Origin of the sequence: Pseudomonas laurylsulfativorans, from assembly GCF_002906155.1 — a bacterium.
GTDB classification, from domain to species: Bacteria; Pseudomonadota; Gammaproteobacteria; order Pseudomonadales; family Pseudomonadaceae; genus Aquipseudomonas; species Aquipseudomonas laurylsulfativorans.
Map to the genome: position 1 here is coordinate 384,551 of NZ_MUJK01000005.1, position 20,842 is coordinate 405,392.

A 20,842-nucleotide genomic window follows, 5' to 3' on the forward strand; every position below is an offset into this window, starting at 1 on the left:
CCTGCTAAAGCCCATAAAGGGTGACTACCAAGGCTTATCGTCTATCCATCCTTCTGCCGATAAAGCTGCATCTAGGTCGGATGACTCAGCGATTTCTTTAGCAATATTCGAATCTATTGATTTGCTCACTGGGACCATTGGATTCGCGCTTGGCTCATTGGCCTTCTCTCTCTTGCTTGTCGCATTGATATTCGAAATCAACGCTAGATCAGCCCGTCTTGCCCGACGCGCTGTGTCGAAATTCATCATCTGCGCGATCTGATCTTTCGCAGGCATCATGTCTTCAAAATCTGCGATCTGAAGAGGGTCACCACTGCGAAGCGCTTCGATAGGCTTATGCAACAAACGCATCTGCTCGTTATAAACGCGCTGCAAAATTGCCTCCGATACCTTCGGCAGCCCTTCATAGATCACATATCGCTGCGCCAGTGTGAGCAGCTTTACCAAAAAGTCTGTGTTGCCCTGGGTCAGGTCATAGACCTTATCCTCCAAAGCCGTAGTTAGCGGCTCAGGGGATCCTGTCCAATCATATTCCCAGAGTCTTTGTACGAGGTATCGCCAGTAATCATCGTCCGCGCTGAATCGATCAAACGACACCACTCCCATGCCCACAGCACGTCGTGCGTTCCGCAACACACCTGAGAACAGCGGAACCATGGCATTAGTACCCACATATACCAAGGGAATGCCTGCCTCGTTTGAAAGGGTGACGAAGAAATTGAGCAGCGTCTCCTTACCGTTACCGACACGCGCAGAATTGAGGTGCTGCAACTCATCAATGATCAATGCACCGATAAAGAAACTTCGACACAGCTGCGCGATCCGTTGAAGAAGGATGCTGATGTTCAAGCGCGTGGTCATGAGCTTGCTGTACTGATTCACACTCAACGCTTCATCCAATGCGGCGAAAAATGCGGCACAAAATCCACGTAGAGAACCATCGTGTGGGCACTCAATTTTCAACCATACAACTTGGGTCTGGATGAACGGACGACCAGCATACTCAGCGTGCCTTATGGTCTGTGGATAAAGGCGGGCAATAGCATTCAAAGCGGTAGTTTTACCCATACCGCTGAGACCAACGAGCGTCATTGTCGATGCCGACGACTTGAACCCTGAATGCCTGATATCTTTGGTCGAGGAGGCGTGAAGCATTGCGACTGTATCTCGATGGAAAGGATGACGGCCTGTATATCCATGCCTAAGCAACTGGCTGAAGATGTCCTCCAAATGCAGATGGATTTCCAGCGGAATAACAGCGTCAGTGAGTCTGTTCACTCCATGGACTCTGAGCTTGGCGGGGAGGCTGCGCTCAGCTTCCGTAGGTTTAAGAGGTGAATGGAGAATCATCCGAGCGACATCGTCATCACTGAGGATAGGAGGGAGTGCCTCGATAAGCGGATTGCCATCATAATGAGGCAGACCCGTCGGTCTATAGACCGCGGGTTGGTGTTTTTTTTCACTCATGACCGCTGCCCTTAGATTCTCCGGTTACCAGTTTAAGAAAGCTCCGACCTCGGGAAGATAGTTCGCCTTTTTCAAGGGCGACCGGTTCACGAAGTGATTCAGAACTGCCCGTAGAGCCGGAATGGATTACCTTAAGCTCAACACTATCGCGAGCACGATCCACTGCGAGTTCAGCCTGTCGATTTATACGCTTATCTGCTTTGAATTTTGCTTTGGATGGTGGCTTCCCGGCTTGCTTCTTCATCTTGGTCGCTTCGGCAATAATCTCCTCTCCTCGCTGCTGCAGTTTCACCCGGTCTTGGGTTGCATGAAACGACTCATCAGGTGACACCTGCTTCGTAATGTTCAGCACGTCCAGGATTTCCTCCAGACGATAACCGCTGAATTTGTGTGCCATGTGTGGCACCAGTGTGAGCGGATGAAATTCGGCGCCCACCTTTACCCATGCACTATCTACACAGTTAGGGTCATACCAAACCCGGACATAGCGAGTGGAACCGTTGTGCGAGTTTTCCGCCCATTGCTCTCGCTGCAAAATTTCACACGTAAAATACAGGCCCTGGAAGTAAATCCCGCCACGTTTGATGGGGACTTCGCGAGACGGCAGCAAAGCGATTTTAAGTTCTTCGGCCCCTTTTGTTCGTGCGTTGATAGGACTGTGTTCCATTGCCCATCGCCATATCCCGAGGGGGGTCGGACTCACCTCGTCCGCAATCATCTGCTCAGTCAAGAGATGCGGCAGACGCAGGTTTTTGTTGTGGTTCAACACCGCGAGAATGACCATCTCAGTAAACTGGTCTATGTCTAAGATTGCGTCCAACTCGTAATCGCGATCGCCTCGCTCCAAACGCCGGGCATCGACTCCTCCAGGGTAAAATTTTAGATCAAGTCCTTCGTTGATCAGACGAAATCGGCTCTCGACAATCGATTTCCAGTCGGGTCGAAAAGGAGGAGCGATTTTCAGTATTGTCCCGAGAGTATTGCTCATGGTTTCACCCGCCTCACTGAGCAGCTCAGCCCTATCTGCCGAGAGCTCGAAAGGCAAATGATGGCAAGGCCATTCATCTTCCGAAATTTCTACGTTATAACGCTTACAAAATTCTTGCTTAGAAGTATATGCATTAAATAAAGCATGGCGAGCGCCATTCCAGCTAGGGCCTTCAAGACCGATATGTATTCCTACAATCATGCGAGAATAATTATCGACAACCACATAAATTACTGGACGCCCGATCAACCAGTTACGGTTAATCCGGTGAACCAAATAAACATCAGCGATGGTCGAATCTATCTCAAATCGGTGGCATGGACCGAAAACTCCGTCACTTGCTGACCCAGTTAATGCTCGATAATCTTTATTCCACCGTATAGAACCCCGACGACCTTTTAATACATAAATATCGTCGAAAAGTTTTTTCCCATGATATTTGAACTGAGAAATTGTAGGATAAGTTCCTCTGGCAATCTCTCCAAGCTCACCTCCCGGTAAAATTTTTGTGTAGAATTTTCTTAACATCCAGTCCCATGCGTCACGAACTGTACCGCACTTTCCGCTGGCAAATCGATCATAGGCAATTCTAATGGCTGACCGTTCTTTTTCTCCGAGCATGATGGCCCGGTCTTCATAGACAACACCTAAGTATTTAGGCGGGCGGCCCAGCTGCTTACCAGGAGTGATACTCCGATTTTTGGCTTTACCCCAATTTGTAGAGTTGTTCAAGAAGGCATTTTTTACTTGCCCCATACTCCAGAACCTGAACAATAATCGGTAAATTTGCTTTCGATCGACGCCTACGGCAGACGCATGAGCATTAATCCTGGAACCAAAGCAGCCGCCCGCTAACAACTCCCCAACGGTGCGGCCCTCAACGAGCTCTCGAACTAGGTTCCATCGTTTCTCCCGAAGATCTAACTCTTTTTCTGATATCTCATCATCATCTCGAACTAGAAAATCTGGCACCTGTTCTGGAGATATACAAAGTACTGCTGAATCAAGCTCACTAAGTATTGGGTCAAGATCCTCGACCCAAGGTTTTTTGGAAGAAAATGCATACTCAATTACAATAACTTTTCGGCGTGCCGAATCAAGTTCAAGGAGTCGCACTGGACAGCCGAAAATTGCCGACTCTACACAGGGGGTAATAATGCAGTTAGCAATGAGGTTACGCATGGTCTCGCCTCTCATCACAAATGTTTAGTTCGATAGAACGTGGTGTGAAAACTTTCAAAGGTCGCGCGAGGTCAATTTCTTGATTTTCGAAGTCCATCAATAGCCGTCTTTGCCAAAGCATATGAAAAAAAAGTGATTTAACTACTTTGTAATCTATGAACAATGCTTTCGAGAGCTTAGTTAAAAGTAGCCGCAACGAAATTTCATCTGTCTTTGACTGATCGATGAATTCGGTAACTCTTTGAAAATATTTTTCAGTGGCTAAGAGCGCCGACACTAATGCGTGGCTCCTAAGCTTGACCAGATTTTGAATGTGCAATGGAGAAAGGTGCTCATACAGCACCAGCTTCCAATCAACGCCCCTACGACTCCAATACAACTTCTCAATCGCAAGCTTTTCTAGCAAGCGGGTACGCTCCTTCGGAGAGAGCTCTTCAATTTCTGAGCGATACTTGACCGTTCTAGCAACGATTTTTTCGCCCCCACCCTCGGCAACCTTGGTGATGACAAAATCGGTGGTGAACACAAGTGGGACCTTGGTCCGAGGATAGAAAACTGGCCGATATCCAAGGCTGCATGCGATGGAGAAGGTCTCTGCCTGCGGCAAAAGGGGGAATTGCTCGCGAATATCAATTACTGCGGGATCGTGTTCCAGGATCAGATGGAAGTGGAATTCCGCCTTCGACAGAAGATGGTGGGCTCGCTGAATCTTCACCCCAGGAACAATATGGGAGGAGCCTAGCGATGCGACAGATCGGACTTTGATCCAAGGACGGTACAGCTCCCTTACACCCTGACCAACGCCGGAGGCAATTCGCTTTTCGATCCATTCCTGTGTGACAAGGCGCGAGGGGATACGACGGGCTGGAACGCTGGTTTGCTTGACCATCACTGCTGACCAAGGGTTGATGGAACGCGTCGCCCAAGCTGGAACCTGGTGCGACGCGGTAAATATTTTACGCTCAAGTGGGTTTGTGACAAACCTATTTATTCTGTGACAAAGCTATTTATCTTGTGACAAACCTAATTGTTTCGAAACAACAGCTCAACTTACCTGTGGATAACTTATTCCACAGTAACCGACTTCGCCAGGTTGCGCGGCTGGTCGACGTCGGTGCCCTTGAGCACAGCGACGTAGTACGACAACAGTTGCAGCGGGATGGTGTAGAGGATCGGCGACAGGACGTCGTGGATGTGCGGCATGTGCACCACGTGAGTGCCTTCACCGTTGGTCATGCCGGCCTTTTCGTCTGCGAAGACGATCAACTGGCCACCGCGGGCGCGGACTTCCTGGAGGTTGGACTTCAACTTCTCCAGCAGTTCGTTGTTCGGCGCCACGGTCACCACTGGCATGTCGTTATCCACAAGGGCCAACGGGCCGTGTTTCAGTTCGCCGGCGGGATAGGCTTCAGCGTGGATGTAGGAAATTTCCTTGAGCTTGAGTGCCCCTTCCATCGCTACCGGGAATTGCGCGCCACGGCCGAGGAACAGCGTGTGGTTTTTCTCGGCGAACAGCTCGGAGATTTTTTCCACGGTGCTGGCCATGGACAGCGCCTCGCCCAGACGGGTTGGCAAGCGACGCAGTTCTTCGACCAGCGTCGCTTCGACGCCTTTGGCCAGGGTGCCACGAACCTGCCCCAGGGACAGTGTCAGCAACAGCAGGCCAACCAATTGCGTGGTGAAGGCTTTGGTCGAAGCCACACCGATTTCACGGCCGGCCTGAGTCAGCAGGGTCAGATCGGATTCACGCACCAGCGAGCTGATGCCAACGTTGCAGATCGCCAGGCTGGCGAGGAAGCCCAGTTCCTTGGCGTTGCGCAGCGCGGCCAGGGTGTCGGCGGTTTCGCCGGACTGGGAAATGGTCACGAACAAGGTGTCTGGCTGCACCACCACCTTGCGGTAGCGGAATTCGCTGGCAACTTCGACCTGGCAAGGAATGCCGGCCAGCTCTTCGAGCCAGTAACGCGCGACCATGCCGGCGTGGTAGCTGGTGCCGCACGCGACGATCTGTACGTTGCGCACTTTGGCGAACAACTCGGCAGCCTGTGGACCGAATGCCTGTACCAGCACCTGGTTCTGACTCAGGCGACCTTCCAGGGTGCGCTGCACCACGGACGGTTGCTCGTGGATTTCCTTGAGCATGAAGTGGCGGAATTCGCCCTTTTCAGCGGCTTCGGCGCCATCGCGATACTGCACCGCTTCGCGCTCGACAGCCTGGCCGTCAACGTCCCAGATCTGCACGCTGTCGCGGCGGATTTCGGCGATATCGCCTTCTTCCAGGTACATGAAGCGGTCGGTGACCTGACGCAGGGCCAACTGGTCGGATGCCAGGAAGTTTTCCCCCAGGCCCAGGCCGATCACCAGCGGGCTGCCGCTGCGGGCTGCGACCAGGCGATCCGGTTGCTGCGCGCTGATCACCGCCAGGCCGTAGGCACCGTGCAGTTCTTTGACGGTCGCCTTCAGGGCCACGGTCAGGTCGCTGAGATCCTTGAGTTTGTGGTTCAGCAGGTGGGCGATGACTTCCGTGTCGGTGTCCGAGGTGAACACGTAGCCCAGGGCTTTGAGTTGTTCACGCAGGGCTTCGTGGTTTTCGATGATGCCGTTGTGCACCACTGCCAGGTCGCCGGAGAAATGCGGGTGAGCATTGCGCTCGCACGGTGCGCCGTGAGTAGCCCAGCGGGTGTGGGCGATGCCCAGACGACCGACCAGCGGCTCGGTGGTCAGTGCCTGTTCCAGCTCGCTGACCTTGCCCGGACGACGCATGCGCTCGAGTTTTTCATCGTTGGTGTAGACCGCCACGCCAGCGCTGTCATACCCACGGTATTCGAGGCGCTTCAGGCCCTCGACGAGGATGGCGGTGATGTTACGTTCTGCGACTGCGCCGACAATTCCACACATGCTATTTCTCCTGACTGACAGCCGCGCAAATCAATGTGATGCCGCGGGCCTGAATCTGATCGCGAGCCTCAAGTGGCAGGCGTTCATCGGTAATAAGGGTATGGACACTGCTCCAGGGCAGTTCCAGGTTGGGAATCTTGCGGCCGATCTTGTCGGCCTCCACCATCACGACCACTTCGCGGGCGACTTCGGCCATGACCCGGCTCAGCCCGAGCAGTTCGTTGAAGGTGGTTGTACCGCGAACCAGATCGATGCCATCGGCGCCGATAAACAGCTGGTCGAAGTCGTAGGAGCGTAGTACCTGCTCGGCCACCTGCCCCTGAAAGGACTCGGAATGCGGGTCCCAGGTGCCACCGGTCATCAACAGCACCGGTTCGTGCTCAAGTTCGCTCAGGGCATTGGCGACATGCAGCGAGTTGGTCATCACCACCAGGCCGGGTTGTTGGCCGAGTTCCGGGATCATCGAGGCGGTGGTACTGCCACTGTCGATAATGATGCGCGCATGCTCGCGAATCCGCGCAACGGCGGCACGAGCGATGGCTTGCTTGTACTTGGAAACCGGCTGACCAAGGTCGGCCACCAATTCCTGAGGCATGGTGATCGCCCCGCCGTAACGACGCAGCAATAGACCATTGCTTTCAAGTGCCGCCAGATCCTTGCGAATCGTAACTTCCGACGTTTCGAAGCGCTTGGCCAACTCATCCACACTGACTTCGCCCTGCTCATTGAGCAAGGCGAGGATGTTGTGGCGACGTTGAGGTGTGTTGCGCTTCGACATGAGTGGGTAAGTTTCGTTTCGAAAGATAACGGAAGCAATCAAAACCTATCGGCGAAACTTCGTCAAGCGCCATGCGATAAAAAGAGCTGTGGATAACTTGTAGGAGCGAGCTTGTTCGCGATGGTCGTGAACGATTCCGCATTCCTTCTGGAAAAATGCGTCGCTCTCGAATTCATCGCGAGCAAGCTCGCTCCTACAAGGGAGTTGTGGATAACTCAGCTCTTTTTAACCTTCTCCGGGCGCTTCCAGCCGTCGATGTTCTTCTGGCGAGCACGCCCGATGGCCAACTGGGATTTATCCACAGTCGAGGTAATGGTCGATCCGGCTGCCGTGGTTGCACCGTCCAAGATATCCACAGGCGCTACCAACGAGTTATTGGAGCCGATGAACACATCCGCACCCAGCACGGTTTTCCACTTGTTCACACCATCGTAGTTGCAGGTGATGGTGCCGGCGCCAATGTTGGTGCGCGCGCCTATCTCGGCGTCGCCCAGATAGGCCAAGTGACCGGCCTTGGCGCCTTCGCCCAGGTGGGCGTTTTTCAACTCGACGAAGTTACCCACATGCGCGCGGGCTTCCAGCACGGTACCTGGACGCAGACGGGCGAACGGACCGGCATCGCTGCCTTCACCCAGAATGGCACCTTCGATATGGCTGTTGGCCTTGATGACCACGCCTTTGCGCAGGGTGCTGTCCTTGATCACGCAGTTCGGACCGATCACCACGTCATCTTCAATGACGACCTTGCCTTCGAGAATCACGTTGATGTCGATCAGCACATCGCGACCAACCGTGATTTCACCGCGCACATCGAAACGCGCCGGGTCGCGCAGCGTCACGCCTTGAGCCATCAAGCGGCGACCAGCGCGCAATTGATAGTGACGCTCAAGTTCGGAAAGCTGTTTACGATCGTTGGCGCCCTGCACTTCCATCGCGTCGTGGGGTTGTTCGGTAGCTACCACCAGCCCATCGTTGACCGCCATTTCGATCACGTCGGTCAAGTAATACTCGCCCTGCACGTTGTTGTTGGACAGGCGACTGGTCCAGTCAGCCAGGCGATCTGCCGGGACTGCGAGGATACCGGTGTTGCCTTCGTTGATGGCACGCTGAGCCTCGGTGGCGTCTTTGTGCTCGACGATGGCAGAGACTTTGCCATCAGTGTCACGAACAATTCGGCCATAACCGGTCGCGTCGTCCAGTTCGACGGTGAGCAGACCCATTTGCCCTGGTACGACAAGCTTGAGCAGGCGCTGCAAGGTTTCGACCTCGATCAACGGCACATCACCGTAGAGCACCAGCACGGTATCGGACTGAATGAACGGCACGGCTTGAGCAACGGCGTGACCGGTACCCAACTGTTTATCCTGCAGCACGAAATTCAGGTCATCCGCCGCCAGGCGTTCGCGCACGGCATCGGCACCATGACCGATCACCACGTGGATGCGCTGTGGATCAAGTTGCCGGGCGCTGTGGATAACATGACCGAGCATGGAGTTGCCGGCGATCGGGTGCAAAACTTTCGGCAAAGCGGAACGCATGCGCGTGCCTTGGCCAGCAGCGAGAATAACGATTTCAAGAGACATGACTGGCTACCAATCCTGGGTGGTCAGCGGCTGCGACCAGGTTGTAAAAATCGGAAAAGAAAAAAGGGTAGCCGAGGCTACCCTTTTTAATCAATCACACAACAAGTGCTGCCTTAGTGGCCGAACTTCTTGCGGATCTGCTGGACGGTGCGCAGCTGAGCTGCAGCCTCGGCCAGACGTGCGGCAGCGGAACCGTAATCGAATTCAGCGCCACGTTCATGCAAGGCCTTCTCGGCAGCCTTAACGGCTTCCTGAGCGGAGGCTTCATCCAGATCGGCAGCACGTTGCACGGTGTCGGCAAGTACCTTGACCATGTTCGGCTGAACCTCGAGGAAACCACCGGAGATGTAATACACCTCCTCTTCCCCGCCCTGCTTGACCAGGCGGATCGGACCTGGCTTCAGATTAGTGATCAGCGGCGCGTGACCCAGAGCGATACCAAGATCACCCAGTGCACCGTGCGCAATCACCATCTCGACCAGACCGGAAAAGATTTCCCCTTCCGCGCTGACGATATCGCAATGGACTGTCATAGCCATCTGATTGCCTCAACCTAAATTAGCGCCCGTTGCCGGGCGCCGGGATTACAGTTTCTTGGCTTTCTCGATCGCTTCTTCGATGCCGCCAACCATGTAGAACGCTTGTTCTGGCAGGTGGTCGTAGTCACCGTTGAGGATGCCTTTGAAGCCAGCAATGGTGTCTTTCAGGGAAACGTATTTACCCGATGCACCGGTGAAGACTTCAGCCACGAAGAACGGCTGCGACAAGAAGCGCTGGATCTTACGAGCACGGTTTACCAACTGCTTGTCGGCTTCCGACAGCTCGTCCATACCCAGGATCGCAATGATGTCCTTCAGTTCTTTGTAACGCTGCAGCACGTACTGAACGCCGCGAGCGGTGTCGTAGTGGTCCTGGCCGATTACGTTCGGGTCCAGCTGGCGCGAAGTCGAGTCGAGTGGATCGACCGCTGGGTAGATACCCAGGGAAGCGATGTCACGGGACAGAACGACGGTAGCGTCCAAGTGGGCGAAGGTGGTCGCTGGCGACGGGTCGGTCAAGTCATCCGCAGGTACGTATACCGCTTGGATCGAAGTGATCGAACCTTCCTTGGTCGAAGTGATACGTTCTTGCAGAACGCCCATCTCTTCAGCCAGGGTCGGCTGGTAACCTACTGCCGAAGGCATACGGCCCAGCAGTGCGGATACTTCAGTACCGGCCAAGGTGTAACGATAGATGTTGTCGACGAACAGCAGAACGTCGTTACCTTCGTCACGGAACTTCTCGGCCATGGTCAGGCCGGTCAGTGCTACGCGCAGACGGTTTCCCGGCGGCTCGTTCATCTGACCGTAAACCAGTGCCACTTTGTCCAGAACGTTGGAATCCTTCATCTCGTGGTAGAAGTCGTTACCCTCACGAGTACGCTCACCCACACCGGCGAACACGGAATAACCGCTGTGCTCGATGGCGATGTTACGGATCAGTTCCATCATGTTTACGGTCTTGCCTACACCGGCACCACCGAACAGACCGACTTTACCGCCTTTGGCGAACGGGCAAACCAGGTCGATAACCTTGATGCCGGTTTCCAGCAGGTCGTTACCGCCAGCTTGTTCCGCGAACGAAGGCGCAGGACGGTGAATGCCCCAGCGCTCTTCGGTGTCGATCGGGCCAGCTTCGTCGATTGGGTTACCCAGGACGTCCATGATCCGGCCCAGAGTCGCTTTACCGACCGGTACGGAGATGGCTGCGCCAGAGTCGGTAACTTCCAGACCGCGCTTCAAGCCTTCGGTGGAACCCATCGCAATGGTACGAACCACGCCGTCGCCCAGCTGCTGCTGAACTTCCAGGGTGGTTTCGGCCGCGCTCACTACTTTCAGCGCGTTGTAGATGCTCGGTACGCTGTCGCGTGGAAATTCCACGTCGATAACGGCGCCGATGATTTGAACGATACGTCCGCTACTCATAGCTGGATCCTCTGAATATTTGAACCGTTAAACCGCGGCAGCGCCGCCGACGATTTCCGAGATCTCTTGGGTGATCGCAGCCTGACGCGCCTTGTTGTAGACCAGCTGCAAATCGCTGATCAAATCACCGGCGTTGTCGGTAGCGTTCTTCATCGCGATCATCCGCGCAGCTTGTTCAGCCGCGTTGTTCTCGACCACCGCCTGGTAGACCTGCGACTCAACGTAACGGACCATCAAGCCGTCTAGCAGCTCTTTGGCGTCCGGTTCGTACAGATAATCCCAGTGGTGCTTGAGGTCTTGATCCGGGGTTGCCACCAGTGGAATCAATTGCTCCACGGTAGGCTGTTGCGTCATGGTGTTGATGAACTTGTTGGACACCACGGACAGGCGGTCAATACGGCCGTCCAGGTAGGCATCCAGCATCACCTTGACGCTGCCGATCAGATCATTGATCGACGGCTCTTCACCCAGGTGGCTGATAGCTGCAACGACGTTACCGCCGAAGTTGCGGAAAAAGGCCGCACCCTTGCTACCAACGACACACAGATCAATCTCGACGCCGTTTTCGCGGTTTACCGCCATGTCCTTGACCAGGGCCTTGAACAGGTTGGTGTTCAAGCCGCCGCACAGACCACGGTCACTGCTCACTACGACATAACCAACACGCTTGATTTCACGGTCGATCATGAACGGGTGGCGGTATTCCGGGTTGGCGTTGGCCAGATGCCCAATTACCTGGCGGATACGCTCCGCATAAGGACGGCTAGCAGCCATGCGCATTTGTGCCTTGCGCATTTTGCTGACCGCCACTTTTTCCATGGCGCTGGTAATCTTTTGCGTGCTTTTGATGCTCGCAATCTTACTGCGAATCTCTTTTGCGCCTGCCATGTAACACCTATCAGGTTAGCAAGCGGGAGCCTTGCGGCTCCCGCTGCGGCTTACCAGGTTTGGGTGGCCTTGAACTTCTCGATACCGGCTTTCATGCCAGCGTCGATTTCGTCATTGAAGTCACCTTTCACGTTGATCTTCGCCATCAAATCGGCGTGATCGCGGTTGAAGAAAGCAATCAGCGCTTGCTCGAAGCTGCCGATCTTGGCGATTTCAACGTCAGTCAGGAACCCACGCTCAGCGGCATACAGCGACAGCGCCATGTCAGCGATCGACATTGGTGCGTATTGCTTCTGCTTCATCAGCTCGGTAACGCGCTGACCATGCTCAAGTTGCTTACGGGTCGCTTCGTCCAGGTCAGAAGCGAACTGGGCGAATGCCGCCAGTTCACGGTACTGAGCCAGAGCGGTACGGATACCACCGGACAGCTTCTTGATGATCTTGGTCTGAGCGGCACCACCCACACGGGATACCGAAACACCGGCGTTCACTGCAGGGCGGATGCCCGAGTTGAACATGGCCGATTCCAGGAAGATCTGACCGTCGGTGATGGAAATCACGTTGGTCGGAACGAACGCGGAAACGTCGCCAGCCTGGGTTTCAATGATCGGCAGTGCGGTCAGGGAACCGGTTTTGCCGGTCACTGCGCCGTTGGTGAACTTCTCTACGTATTCTTCCGAAACGCGGGATGCGCGCTCCAGCAGACGGGAGTGGAGATAGAACACGTCGCCTGGGTAAGCTTCACGGCCTGGTGGACGGCGAAGCAGCAGGGAAATCTGGCGGTAAGCCACTGCTTGCTTGGACAGATCGTCATAAACGATCAGCGCGTCTTCACCGCGGTCGCGGAAGAATTCACCCATGGTGCAACCGGAGTACGGTGCCAGGAATTGCAGCGCAGGAGATTCCGAAGCACTGGCAGCCACGATGATCGTGTTGGCCAGGGCGCCGTTTTCTTCCAGCTTGCGAACCACGTTGGCGATGGTCGATTGTTTCTGACCGATTGCTACGTAGACGCAGAAAATGCCGCTGTTCTTCTGGTTGATGATCGCGTCGATCGCCAGAGCGGTTTTACCGATCTGACGGTCACCGATGATCAGCTCACGCTGGCCACGGCCGACAGGGATCATGGCATCGACAGCCTTGTAGCCAGTCTGTACAGGCTGGTCTACCGACTTACGCCAGATCACGCCTGGAGCAACTTTCTCGACCGCGTCGGTCTCGGTGTTGCCCAGTGGACCTTTGCCGTCAACAGGGTTACCCAGTGCGTCGACTACGCGACCCAGCAGTTCCTTACCAACCGGAACTTCCAGGATGCGGCCAGTGCACTTGGCGCTCATGCCTTCAGCCAGAGACTGGTAAGCGCCCAATACAACGGCACCTACGGAGTCTTGCTCCAGGTTGAGGGCCATACCGAAGACGCCGCCCGGAAACTCGATCATCTCGCCGTACATTACGTCGGCCAGACCGTGAATCCGCACGATGCCGTCAGATACGCTGACGACAGTGCCTTCGTTACGGGCTTGGGAGGTCACATCGAGCTTGTCGATGCGGCCCTTGATAATTTCACTTATTTCGGAAGGATTGAGTTGCTGCATTGCTCTGCTGCCCCTTCAAACTCAAGATTTCAATGCTTCGGCAAGTTTCGCGATTTTGCCGCGAATCGAGCCATCGATAACCAGGTCGCCGGCGCGGATGACGACACCACCAATAAGGGCAGCGTCCTCCGCAACTTGCAGGCGCACTTCCCGGTTGAGTCGTGCACTGAGAACCTTGGCGAGTTTGTCTTGCTGTTCTTGGTTCAATGCGAAAGCACTGGTCACTTCAACGTCTACCGACTTCTCTTGTTCGGCCTTGTACAGGTCGAACAGAGCGGCGATCTCCGGCAACAGCAGGAGACGGTCGTTTTCGGCAACGACATTGATGAAGTTCTGTGCCTTGGCATCAAACTTGTCGCCGCACACGTCAATGAACGTGGCGGCCTTTTCTGCGCTCGTCAGTCGCGGGGCCTTGAGCACGCGCTGCATGGTGTCGTCTTGCGACACCGCCGCAGCCAGGCCGAGCATGGCTGACCAATTGGCCAGTTGCTGGTGGGCCTGAGCGTGCTCGAAGGCCGCCTTAGCGTAAGGTCGGGCCAACGTGGTCAGTTCTGCCATGATCGCCCTCGCTTAGATTTCAGCAGCCAGTTGGTTAACCAGCTCTGCGTGCGCGTTTTGATCGATTGTGGCACCCAGGATCTTCTCGGCGCCGCCGACTGCCAGCAAGCCCACTTGGGCACGCAGCGCGTCTTTGACACTGTTCAGTTCCTGTTCGATCTCGGCCTGAGCCTGAACCTTCACACGGTCAGCGTCGATACGGGCTTTTTCAACAGCCTCTTCAACGATCTGGTTACCGCGTTTCTTGGCTTGCTCGATGATTTCAGCTGCCTGAGCTTTCGCTTCGCGCAGTTGTTGACCCGCTTTCTCTTGGGCCAACTCCAGGTCGCGAGCTGCTCGGCTGGCAGCGTCCAGACCATCAGCGATCTTCTTTTGACGTTCGTGCAGAGCCGCAATGACCGGAGGCCATACGAACTTCATGCAGAACAGTACAAAAATCAGGAACGCAACGGACTGGCCAATCAGGGTCGCATTAATGTTCACGCCAACACCTCGCAGTTACGTTGTCCATCACACCAAATTACCCGGAAGATCCGAGTAATTAGCCAGCGATCTGACCAACGAACGGGTTCGCAAAGGTGAAGAACAGAGCGATACCAACACCGATCATGGTTACGGCGTCGAGCAGACCGGCAACGATGAACATTTTAACTTGCAGCATTGGAACCATTTCTGGCTGACGCGCTGCGCCTTCCAGGAACTTGCCGCCCAGCAGGCCGAAACCAATTGCGGTACCCAGTGCGCCCAGGCCGATCAACAGTGCAACAGCGATAGCGGTTAGACCAACTACAGTTTCCATCTTTCCTCCCGACTTTTACGTCGTATGGTTTAGGTTTTTTAGATTAAAGCGGTAAAACAAATCGTTTCAGAGGCCCCGTTAGGAGCCCCTTCCCGTTTGACCGGGAAGGACATCAGACTAGTCGAGACTGGTCTTAATGGTTTTCTTCGTGCGCCATCGACAGGTAGACGATGGTCAGCATCATGAAGATGAACGCCTGCAGGGTGATGATCAGGATGTGGAACACAGCCCACGCCCACTGCAGAACGACGCCCAGGCCGCTGAGCCAGAGCAGACCGCTGCCGAACATCACAGCAATCAGAATGAAGACCAGCTCGCCGGCGTACATGTTGCCGAACAGACGCAGAGCCAGGGAGATCGGCTTGGCGATCAGGGTCACGAATTCCAGCAGGAAGTTCACCGGGATCAGCAGGGCCTGAACGAAGATGTTCTTGCTGCCGAACGGGTGCAGGGTCAGTTCGCCGATGAAGCCGCCGATACCCTTGACCTTGATGCTGTAGAAAATGATCAGTGCGAAAACCGAGAGCGCCATGCCCAGAGTCGCGTTCGGGTCGGTGGTCGACACGGCGCGGAACGGGATGTGGTGGTCGCCGGAGATCAGGATGGCCAGTTGAGGAATCCAGTCGACCGGAATCAGGTCGACGGCGTTCATCAGGAACACCCAGACGAAGATGGTCAGTGCCAGCGGTGCAATCACCGGGCTACGGCCATGGAAGCTGTCTTTCACGCTGCCATCGACGAATTCGACCAAAACTTCAACGAAGTTCTGCAAAGCACCTGGCTGACCCGAAGTCGCCTTCTTTGCCGCCATGCGGAAAAGAAGAACGAAGATCAGACCCAATGCAACCGACCAGCCGAGAGTATCGACGTGGAAAGCCCAGAAGCCCATTTCCTTGGCTTCTGCTGCGGTGTGGGCAAAGCCCCAGCCGCCGGTAGGGTGCTGACCGAAGGTCAGGTTCTGCAAGTGGTGCTGGATATAGCCCGAAGCGGTTGTTTCTGCCATGGTTGCCTCAAACGCCCTAAGGTCTCGAAAGTCTTGTTCTCATCAGCAGGGGAGCGAACCAGCTGACCAGTTGGGTCAGCACGAAGACGCCGAATACAGCTAGCGGCGCCAGTGGCTTCACACCTGCGAACGTCAATGCAAAAAGCACCGCCGTCAAAATCAGTTTGCCCGCCTCGCCGGCATAAAATGACCGGACGATGGCTTGAGCTGCCCGGGCGCCGGAAAACCGAAATGCCCTGTGAGCGAAATAAACATTGGGAAGCAAGGCTATCAGGCCTCCGCAAAGTCCCGAGTACCCGGCAACGACTCCATACCGTTGCCAGAGCGCCAAAGCGGCAATGAGCAGAACGACAAATTGAGCCATTAACACCGGAAAAACTGCCAGGCGATGGAACGGCAAGCGATTTGGCGTGCGGGTTTCCATCACTTTTACTCTCCAATGGTCGGCTGCCGAAATTCAATAACTTGGCATAATTTGTGCCGACAAAATGCGCGCAGAGTATAGGGGCGGTTCAGCCCCTATTCAACTGTCAGGTAGTGATTTCCGACTGCGCGCTACATGAGGAAATGTTTCAGCGGATATGTGCGAGTACGCCTTGAAGCTCATCCAGGGAGTTGTATCCAATGACCAACTGACCTTTACCCTTCTTACCGTGGCGAATCTGCACCGCAGAGCCTAGGCGCTCGGCCAGGCGCTGCTCGAGGCGGGCGATATCCGGGTCCGTTTTTGCCGGTTCAACAGGCTCAGGTTTACCACTCAACCACTGGCGAACCAGTGCCTCGGTTTGGCGCACGGTCAGCCCGCGTGCGACAACATGTCGCGCCCCTTCGACCTGTTGATTTTCCGGCAGACCGAGCAAAGCACGGGCATGACCCATTTCCAGGTCGCCGTGGGACAACATGGTCTTGATGACTTCCGGCAAGGAAATCAGCCGCAGCAGGTTAGCCACGGTCACCCGGGACTTGCCCACCGCCTCGGCAACCTGTTGCTGGGTCAGATGGAATTCCTGCTGCAAACGCTGCAGGGCCACCGCTTCTTCAATCGGGTTCAGGTCTTCGCGCTGGATGTTCTCGATCAGCGCGATGGCGATCGCGGTTTCATCGGGTACATCGCGGACCATCGCCGGGATGGTTTCCTGCCCGGCTTGCTGGCTGGCGCGCCAGCGTCGTTCACCAGCAATGATTTCAAAGCGGCCGCTTCCGATCGGGCGAACCACGATGGGTTGCATGACGCCCTGTGCCTTGATCGACTGCGCCAGCTCTTCGAGCGCCTGCGGATCCATGTCGCGGCGCGGCTGGTATTTGCCGCGCTGGAGCAGATCCAGGGGAAGGTGTTGCAGCTCACGGTGATCAGCTTGCGCCGCTTGTTCTTCCAGCGAGCTGACAGTCGGACCACTCAACAGAGCATCCAGTCCACGTCCGAGACCTCGTTTCTTGACGGCCATGGGGATTCCTTAAGTTGCCTGAGCAGCGGCGATGCGTGAGTTTTTGCGTTGACGACGAACCATTTCGCCCGCCAATGCCAGATAGGCAACGGCGCCTCGCGATGCTTTGTCGTACGCCAGCGCCGGCATGCCGTAGCTTGGCGCTTCGGCCAGACGGATGTTGCGCGGAATGACGGTGTCGTAGAGCTGTTCGCCGAAATGTTCCTTGAGCTGCGCCGAGACATCGTTCATCAGGCTCAGGCGCGGGTCGTACATCGTACGCAGCAGGCCTTCGACCTTGAGGTTCGGGTTCAGTAGTTCGGCGATGCGCTTGATGTTATCCACAAGGTCGCTCAAACCTTCAAGTGCGAAGTACTCGCACTGCATGGGGATAATGACCCCGTCGGCGGCAACCAGTGCGTTCAAGGTCAGCATCGACAGCGACGGCGGGCAGTCGATCAGGATGTAATCGTAGTTTTCCCGGATCGGCGCCAGCGCACTGCGCAGGCGACTTTCCTTCATCTGCATTTCCAGCAGCACCACTTCGGCCGCGGTGAGGTCGCGGTTGGCCGGTAACAACTGGTAACCACCGTGTTCGGAGAAGTGCATGGCCTGGGCCAGATCACATTCACCGATCAGCAGGTCATAGACCGAGTTTTCCAGGCCATGTTTATCCACACCGCTACCCATGGTGGCGTTGCCCTGTGGATCAAGATCGATCAACAGCACCCGGCGCTTGGTCGCGACCAGGGATGCTGCGAGGTTGATGCAGGTGGTGGTTTTGCCCACGCCACCCTTTTGGTTCGCTATCGCGAATACCTTAGCCATTCTTGCTTTTGTTCCCAATCATGCCGTGCGGCGCAGTATCAGCAGATGGCGTTGGCCTTGGCAACCAGGTACGGCCAGGGCGTGTTCGCTATCGAGGTGGAAGTCTGCCGGCAATGCTACCAGTTCATCGGCGGGGTGAACGCCCTTCATTGCCAGCCAGCGTGTTTCGCTATCGCCAAGATGGCGAGTCCAGTTGCTGAAGTTCTCCATGCTGCTGAACGCCCGGGAAATAATTCCGTTGAACGGCTGGGCAGGCTGGAAGGCTTCGACGCGACTGTGGATAACTTGCAGGTTATCCAGCTTGAGTTCGAGTTTGACCTGGGTCAGGAAGCGGGTTTTCTTGCCGTTGCTGTCCAGGCAAGTCACCTGGGACTCGGGAAACAGGATGGCCAGTGGAATGCCAGGCATGCCACCGCCACTGCCGACATCGAGCCAGCGTCCGTTTTCGATGAATGACATCACGCTCAGACTGTCGAGCAGATGGCGGGAGACCATTTCGTCCGGATCACGTACGGCAGTGAGGTTGTAAGCCTTGTTCCATTTTATCAACAGGGCCAGATAACCCAGCAGTTGCGCGTGCTGGGTTTCGGTCAGCGTGACGCCAAGCTGGCGGGCACCTGTGGATAACTCTTCTGCGTGTTGCGAAGTGACCAACGAACTCAAGCGCTTTGCTCCAACTGACGGCCCGCGCCGCGTTTTTTCAAATGAATCATCAACAGCGAAATGGCTGCCGGCGTTACGCCCGGGATACGCGAGGCCTGGCCCAAAGTCTCCGGACGGGTCGCGCCGAGCTTGCTCTGGATCTCTTTGGAGAGACCGGAAATATTCGTGTAATCGATATCCACAGGCAGTTTGGTGTCTTCACTGGCGCGCAAGCGGGCGATTTCATCCTGTTGCCGATCGATGTAACCGGCGTACTTGGTCTTGATTTCGACCTGTTCGGCGACCTGTGGATCGTCTGCTCCACCACCGGTCACTTCGATCAGACCAGCGTAGTCGATTTCCGGACGGCTCAAGAGATTGAGCAGGTTGTATTCGTGAGTCAGCGGCGTGCCGAATTTTTCGGCAATCGCATCGCCCTGTTCGGTGCCCGGGCGGACCCAGGTGCTTTTCAGGCGCTGCTCTTCAAGTTCGATGCTTTCGCGTTTTTTGCAGAAAGCTGCCCAACGCACGTCATCCACCAGGCCAAGTTCGCGACCTTTTTCGGTCAAGCGCAGGTCGGCGTTGTCTTCACGCAGGATCAAACGGTATTCGGCACGGGAGGTGAACATCCGGTACGGCTCTTGGGTACCGAGGGTAATCAGGTCGTCGACCAGCACACCGATGTAGGCCTCATCGCGACGCGGGCACCAGGCCTCTTTGCCTTGGGCGCGCAGTGCCGCGTTGGTGCCGGCGAGCAAACCCTGGGCGCCGGCTTCTTCGTAACCGGTTGTGCCGTTGATTTGCCCGGCGAAGAACAGGCCGCCGATGACTTTGGTTTCCAGGCTGTACTTCAGGTCACGCGGATCGAAGTAGTCGTACTCGATGGCGTAGCCCGGACGCACGATGTGCGCGTTTTCCATGCCGCGGATCGATTGCACGATCTGCAATTGCACGTCGAACGGCAAGGATGTGGATATCCCGTTCGGATACAACTCGTTTGTCGTCAAACCTTCCGGTTCGATGAAGACCTGATGGCTTTCCTTGTCGGCAAAGCGATGGATCTTGTCTTCGATCGATGGGCAATAACGCGGGCCGATGCCTTCGATCTCACCGGCAGCGGAATACATCGGCGAACGGTCGAGGTTCGCGGCAATGATTTCGTGGGTGCGGGCATTCGTGTGGGTAATCCAGCAGCTGACTTGCTTCGGATGCTGCTCTTGGGACCCCATGAACGACATTACCGGGATCGGCGTATCACCCGGTTGCTCGGACATCACCGAGAAATCCACAGACCGGCCGTCGATACGCGGCGGAGTACCGGTTTTCAAACGACCCACACGCAATGGCAGTTCACGCAGACGGTGAGCCAGCGCGATCGATGGCGGATCACCGGCACGGCCGCCGGAAAAATTCTGCAGACCGATGTGGATAAGTCCACCGAGGAACGTACCGGTGGTCAACACCACGGAATCGGCGAAGAAACGCAGACCCATTTGCGTGACAACACCACGGACCTGCTCCTGCTCGACAATCAGATCGTCAACAGCCTGTTGAAATATCCACAGGTTCGGCTGGTTTTCCAGGATTTCTCGGACAGCTGCCTTGTACAGAACCCGGTCAGCCTGTGCACGGGTTGCACGCACGGCCGGGCCTTTGCGGCTGTTCAACACGCGAAACTGGATGCCGCCTTTATCGGTAGCGATGGCCATCGCGCCGCCGAGGGCGTCGATTTCCTTGACCAGGTGGCTTTTGCCGATCCCACCAATGGCCGGGTTGCAACTCATGGCACCGAGGGTTTCCACGTTATGCGTCAGCAACAGGGTTTTGACCCCCATACGTGCTGAGGCCAGTGCTGCCTCGGTACCGGCATGACCGCCGCCGATGACGATCACTTCAAAACGGGAAGGGAAATCCACCACGCACCTCGTGCCTGCTTAAGTAGGTAATTCAGGAATAGTTTGAGCTCAGGTTTTTGGACCTGGTCGACAAGTATAGGGACTTCGCCCTTCCTAAAGAACCCTTTGCACAAAATTTAACCAGCTGTGGAAAAGTCGGAGTTATAGAAATTAAAAAGAGAGAAATATATTAAATCTTTGTTTTTATGTTTATTTCTATGCATACGACTTTCTGTGGATAGATTGGTGGAGGCCTTTATTTTCAATGTGTACAGAGATTCAAAACCCTGTGTTCATGTGCCAATGAGGCCCTTGGATAACCGGTGTAAGCCTGTGGATGAAAGAGGTGG

General features: G+C 55.5%; 19 protein-coding genes. All 19 read right to left on the reverse strand.

All coding sequences use genetic code 11. The features are described 5' to 3' along the window. Positions 1-24: 24 nt before the first annotated feature. A complete protein-coding gene (locus B0D71_RS18555) occupies positions 25-1,467 on the reverse strand; it encodes an ATP-binding protein (RefSeq protein WP_103396057.1) in 1,443 nt (480 codons plus the stop codon). Next, positions 1,460-3,637, reverse strand: a complete 2,178-nt coding sequence (locus B0D71_RS18560) for a Mu transposase C-terminal domain-containing protein (RefSeq protein ID WP_103396058.1) — start codon at positions 3,635-3,637, stop codon at positions 1,460-1,462. Before B0D71_RS18560 ends, B0D71_RS18555 begins: the two co-directional genes overlap by 8 nt. After that, complete coding sequence (locus B0D71_RS18565; RefSeq protein WP_103396059.1) at positions 3,630-4,526, reverse strand: TnsA endonuclease N-terminal domain-containing protein; 897 nt, start codon at positions 4,524-4,526, stop codon at positions 3,630-3,632. Before B0D71_RS18565 ends, B0D71_RS18560 begins: the two co-directional genes overlap by 8 nt. Before the next feature lie 176 nt (positions 4,527-4,702). Then, positions 4,703-6,535 carry a glutamine--fructose-6-phosphate transaminase (isomerizing) gene (gene glmS, locus B0D71_RS18570; protein ID WP_103396060.1) on the reverse strand — a complete coding sequence of 611 codons (1,833 nt, stop codon included), beginning with the start codon at positions 6,533-6,535 and terminating at the stop codon, positions 4,703-4,705. A gap of 1 nt (position 6,536) precedes the next feature. Then, positions 6,537-7,313, reverse strand: coding sequence for a DeoR family transcriptional regulator (locus B0D71_RS18575; RefSeq protein WP_008018362.1), 777 nt, complete (start codon positions 7,311-7,313; stop codon positions 6,537-6,539). Positions 7,314-7,528: 215 nt separating this feature from the next. Further along, positions 7,529-8,896 (reverse strand): bifunctional UDP-N-acetylglucosamine diphosphorylase/glucosamine-1-phosphate N-acetyltransferase GlmU, encoded by a 1,368-nt coding sequence (glmU, locus tag B0D71_RS18580; protein WP_103396061.1) that lies wholly within the window; start codon positions 8,894-8,896, stop codon positions 7,529-7,531. A 113-nt stretch (positions 8,897-9,009) separates the two neighbouring features. Next, a complete protein-coding gene (locus B0D71_RS18585) occupies positions 9,010-9,435 on the reverse strand; it encodes a F0F1 ATP synthase subunit epsilon (protein WP_007969909.1) in 426 nt (141 codons plus the stop codon). Between the two features lie 45 nt (positions 9,436-9,480). Beyond that, positions 9,481-10,860, reverse strand: coding sequence for a F0F1 ATP synthase subunit beta (gene atpD / locus B0D71_RS18590; RefSeq protein WP_007911961.1), 1,380 nt, complete (start codon positions 10,858-10,860; stop codon positions 9,481-9,483). 27 nt (positions 10,861-10,887) lie between these two features. Continuing rightward, positions 10,888-11,748: a F0F1 ATP synthase subunit gamma gene (gene atpG, locus B0D71_RS18595; RefSeq protein ID WP_008045673.1), complete on the reverse strand. Its 861-nt coding sequence runs from the start codon at positions 11,746-11,748 to the stop codon at positions 10,888-10,890. A gap of 50 nt (positions 11,749-11,798) precedes the next feature. Continuing rightward, positions 11,799-13,343 (reverse strand): F0F1 ATP synthase subunit alpha, encoded by a 1,545-nt coding sequence (gene atpA, locus B0D71_RS18600; protein WP_030132553.1) that lies wholly within the window; start codon positions 13,341-13,343, stop codon positions 11,799-11,801. Between the two features lie 21 nt (positions 13,344-13,364). Then, complete coding sequence (locus tag B0D71_RS18605; protein ID WP_103396062.1) at positions 13,365-13,901, reverse strand: F0F1 ATP synthase subunit delta; 537 nt, start codon at positions 13,899-13,901, stop codon at positions 13,365-13,367. A gap of 12 nt (positions 13,902-13,913) precedes the next feature. After that, positions 13,914-14,384, reverse strand: coding sequence for a F0F1 ATP synthase subunit B (locus B0D71_RS18610; protein ID WP_008064601.1), 471 nt, complete (start codon positions 14,382-14,384; stop codon positions 13,914-13,916). A gap of 58 nt (positions 14,385-14,442) precedes the next feature. Continuing rightward, complete coding sequence (gene atpE, locus B0D71_RS18615; protein ID WP_003097235.1) at positions 14,443-14,700, reverse strand: F0F1 ATP synthase subunit C; 258 nt, start codon at positions 14,698-14,700, stop codon at positions 14,443-14,445. Between the two features lie 133 nt (positions 14,701-14,833). Next, a complete protein-coding gene (gene atpB, locus B0D71_RS18620) occupies positions 14,834-15,703 on the reverse strand; it encodes a F0F1 ATP synthase subunit A (RefSeq protein WP_103396063.1) in 870 nt (289 codons plus the stop codon). Positions 15,704-15,719: 16 nt separating this feature from the next. Then, the gene (locus B0D71_RS18625; protein WP_007985054.1) at positions 15,720-16,127 is read right to left on the reverse strand and encodes a F0F1 ATP synthase subunit I; all 408 of its coding nucleotides are present in this window, start codon (positions 16,125-16,127) and stop codon (positions 15,720-15,722) included. 148 nt (positions 16,128-16,275) lie between these two features. Beyond that, on the reverse strand, positions 16,276-17,148 hold the full coding sequence (locus B0D71_RS18630; RefSeq protein ID WP_103396064.1) for a ParB/RepB/Spo0J family partition protein: 873 nt from the start codon (positions 17,146-17,148) through the stop codon (positions 16,276-16,278). A gap of 9 nt (positions 17,149-17,157) precedes the next feature. Next, positions 17,158-17,955 carry a ParA family protein gene (locus B0D71_RS18635; protein ID WP_007969897.1) on the reverse strand — a complete coding sequence of 266 codons (798 nt, stop codon included), beginning with the start codon at positions 17,953-17,955 and terminating at the stop codon, positions 17,158-17,160. Positions 17,956-17,973: 18 nt separating this feature from the next. Next, entirely contained in the window at positions 17,974-18,618 is a 645-nt protein-coding gene (gene rsmG, locus B0D71_RS18640; protein ID WP_007969895.1) for a 16S rRNA (guanine(527)-N(7))-methyltransferase RsmG, read from the reverse strand. Further along, complete coding sequence (gene mnmG / locus B0D71_RS18645; protein WP_103396065.1) at positions 18,615-20,513, reverse strand: tRNA uridine-5-carboxymethylaminomethyl(34) synthesis enzyme MnmG; 1,899 nt, start codon at positions 20,511-20,513, stop codon at positions 18,615-18,617. The genes rsmG and mnmG overlap by 4 nt, the downstream gene beginning before the upstream one ends. Positions 20,514-20,842 lie beyond the last annotated feature (329 nt).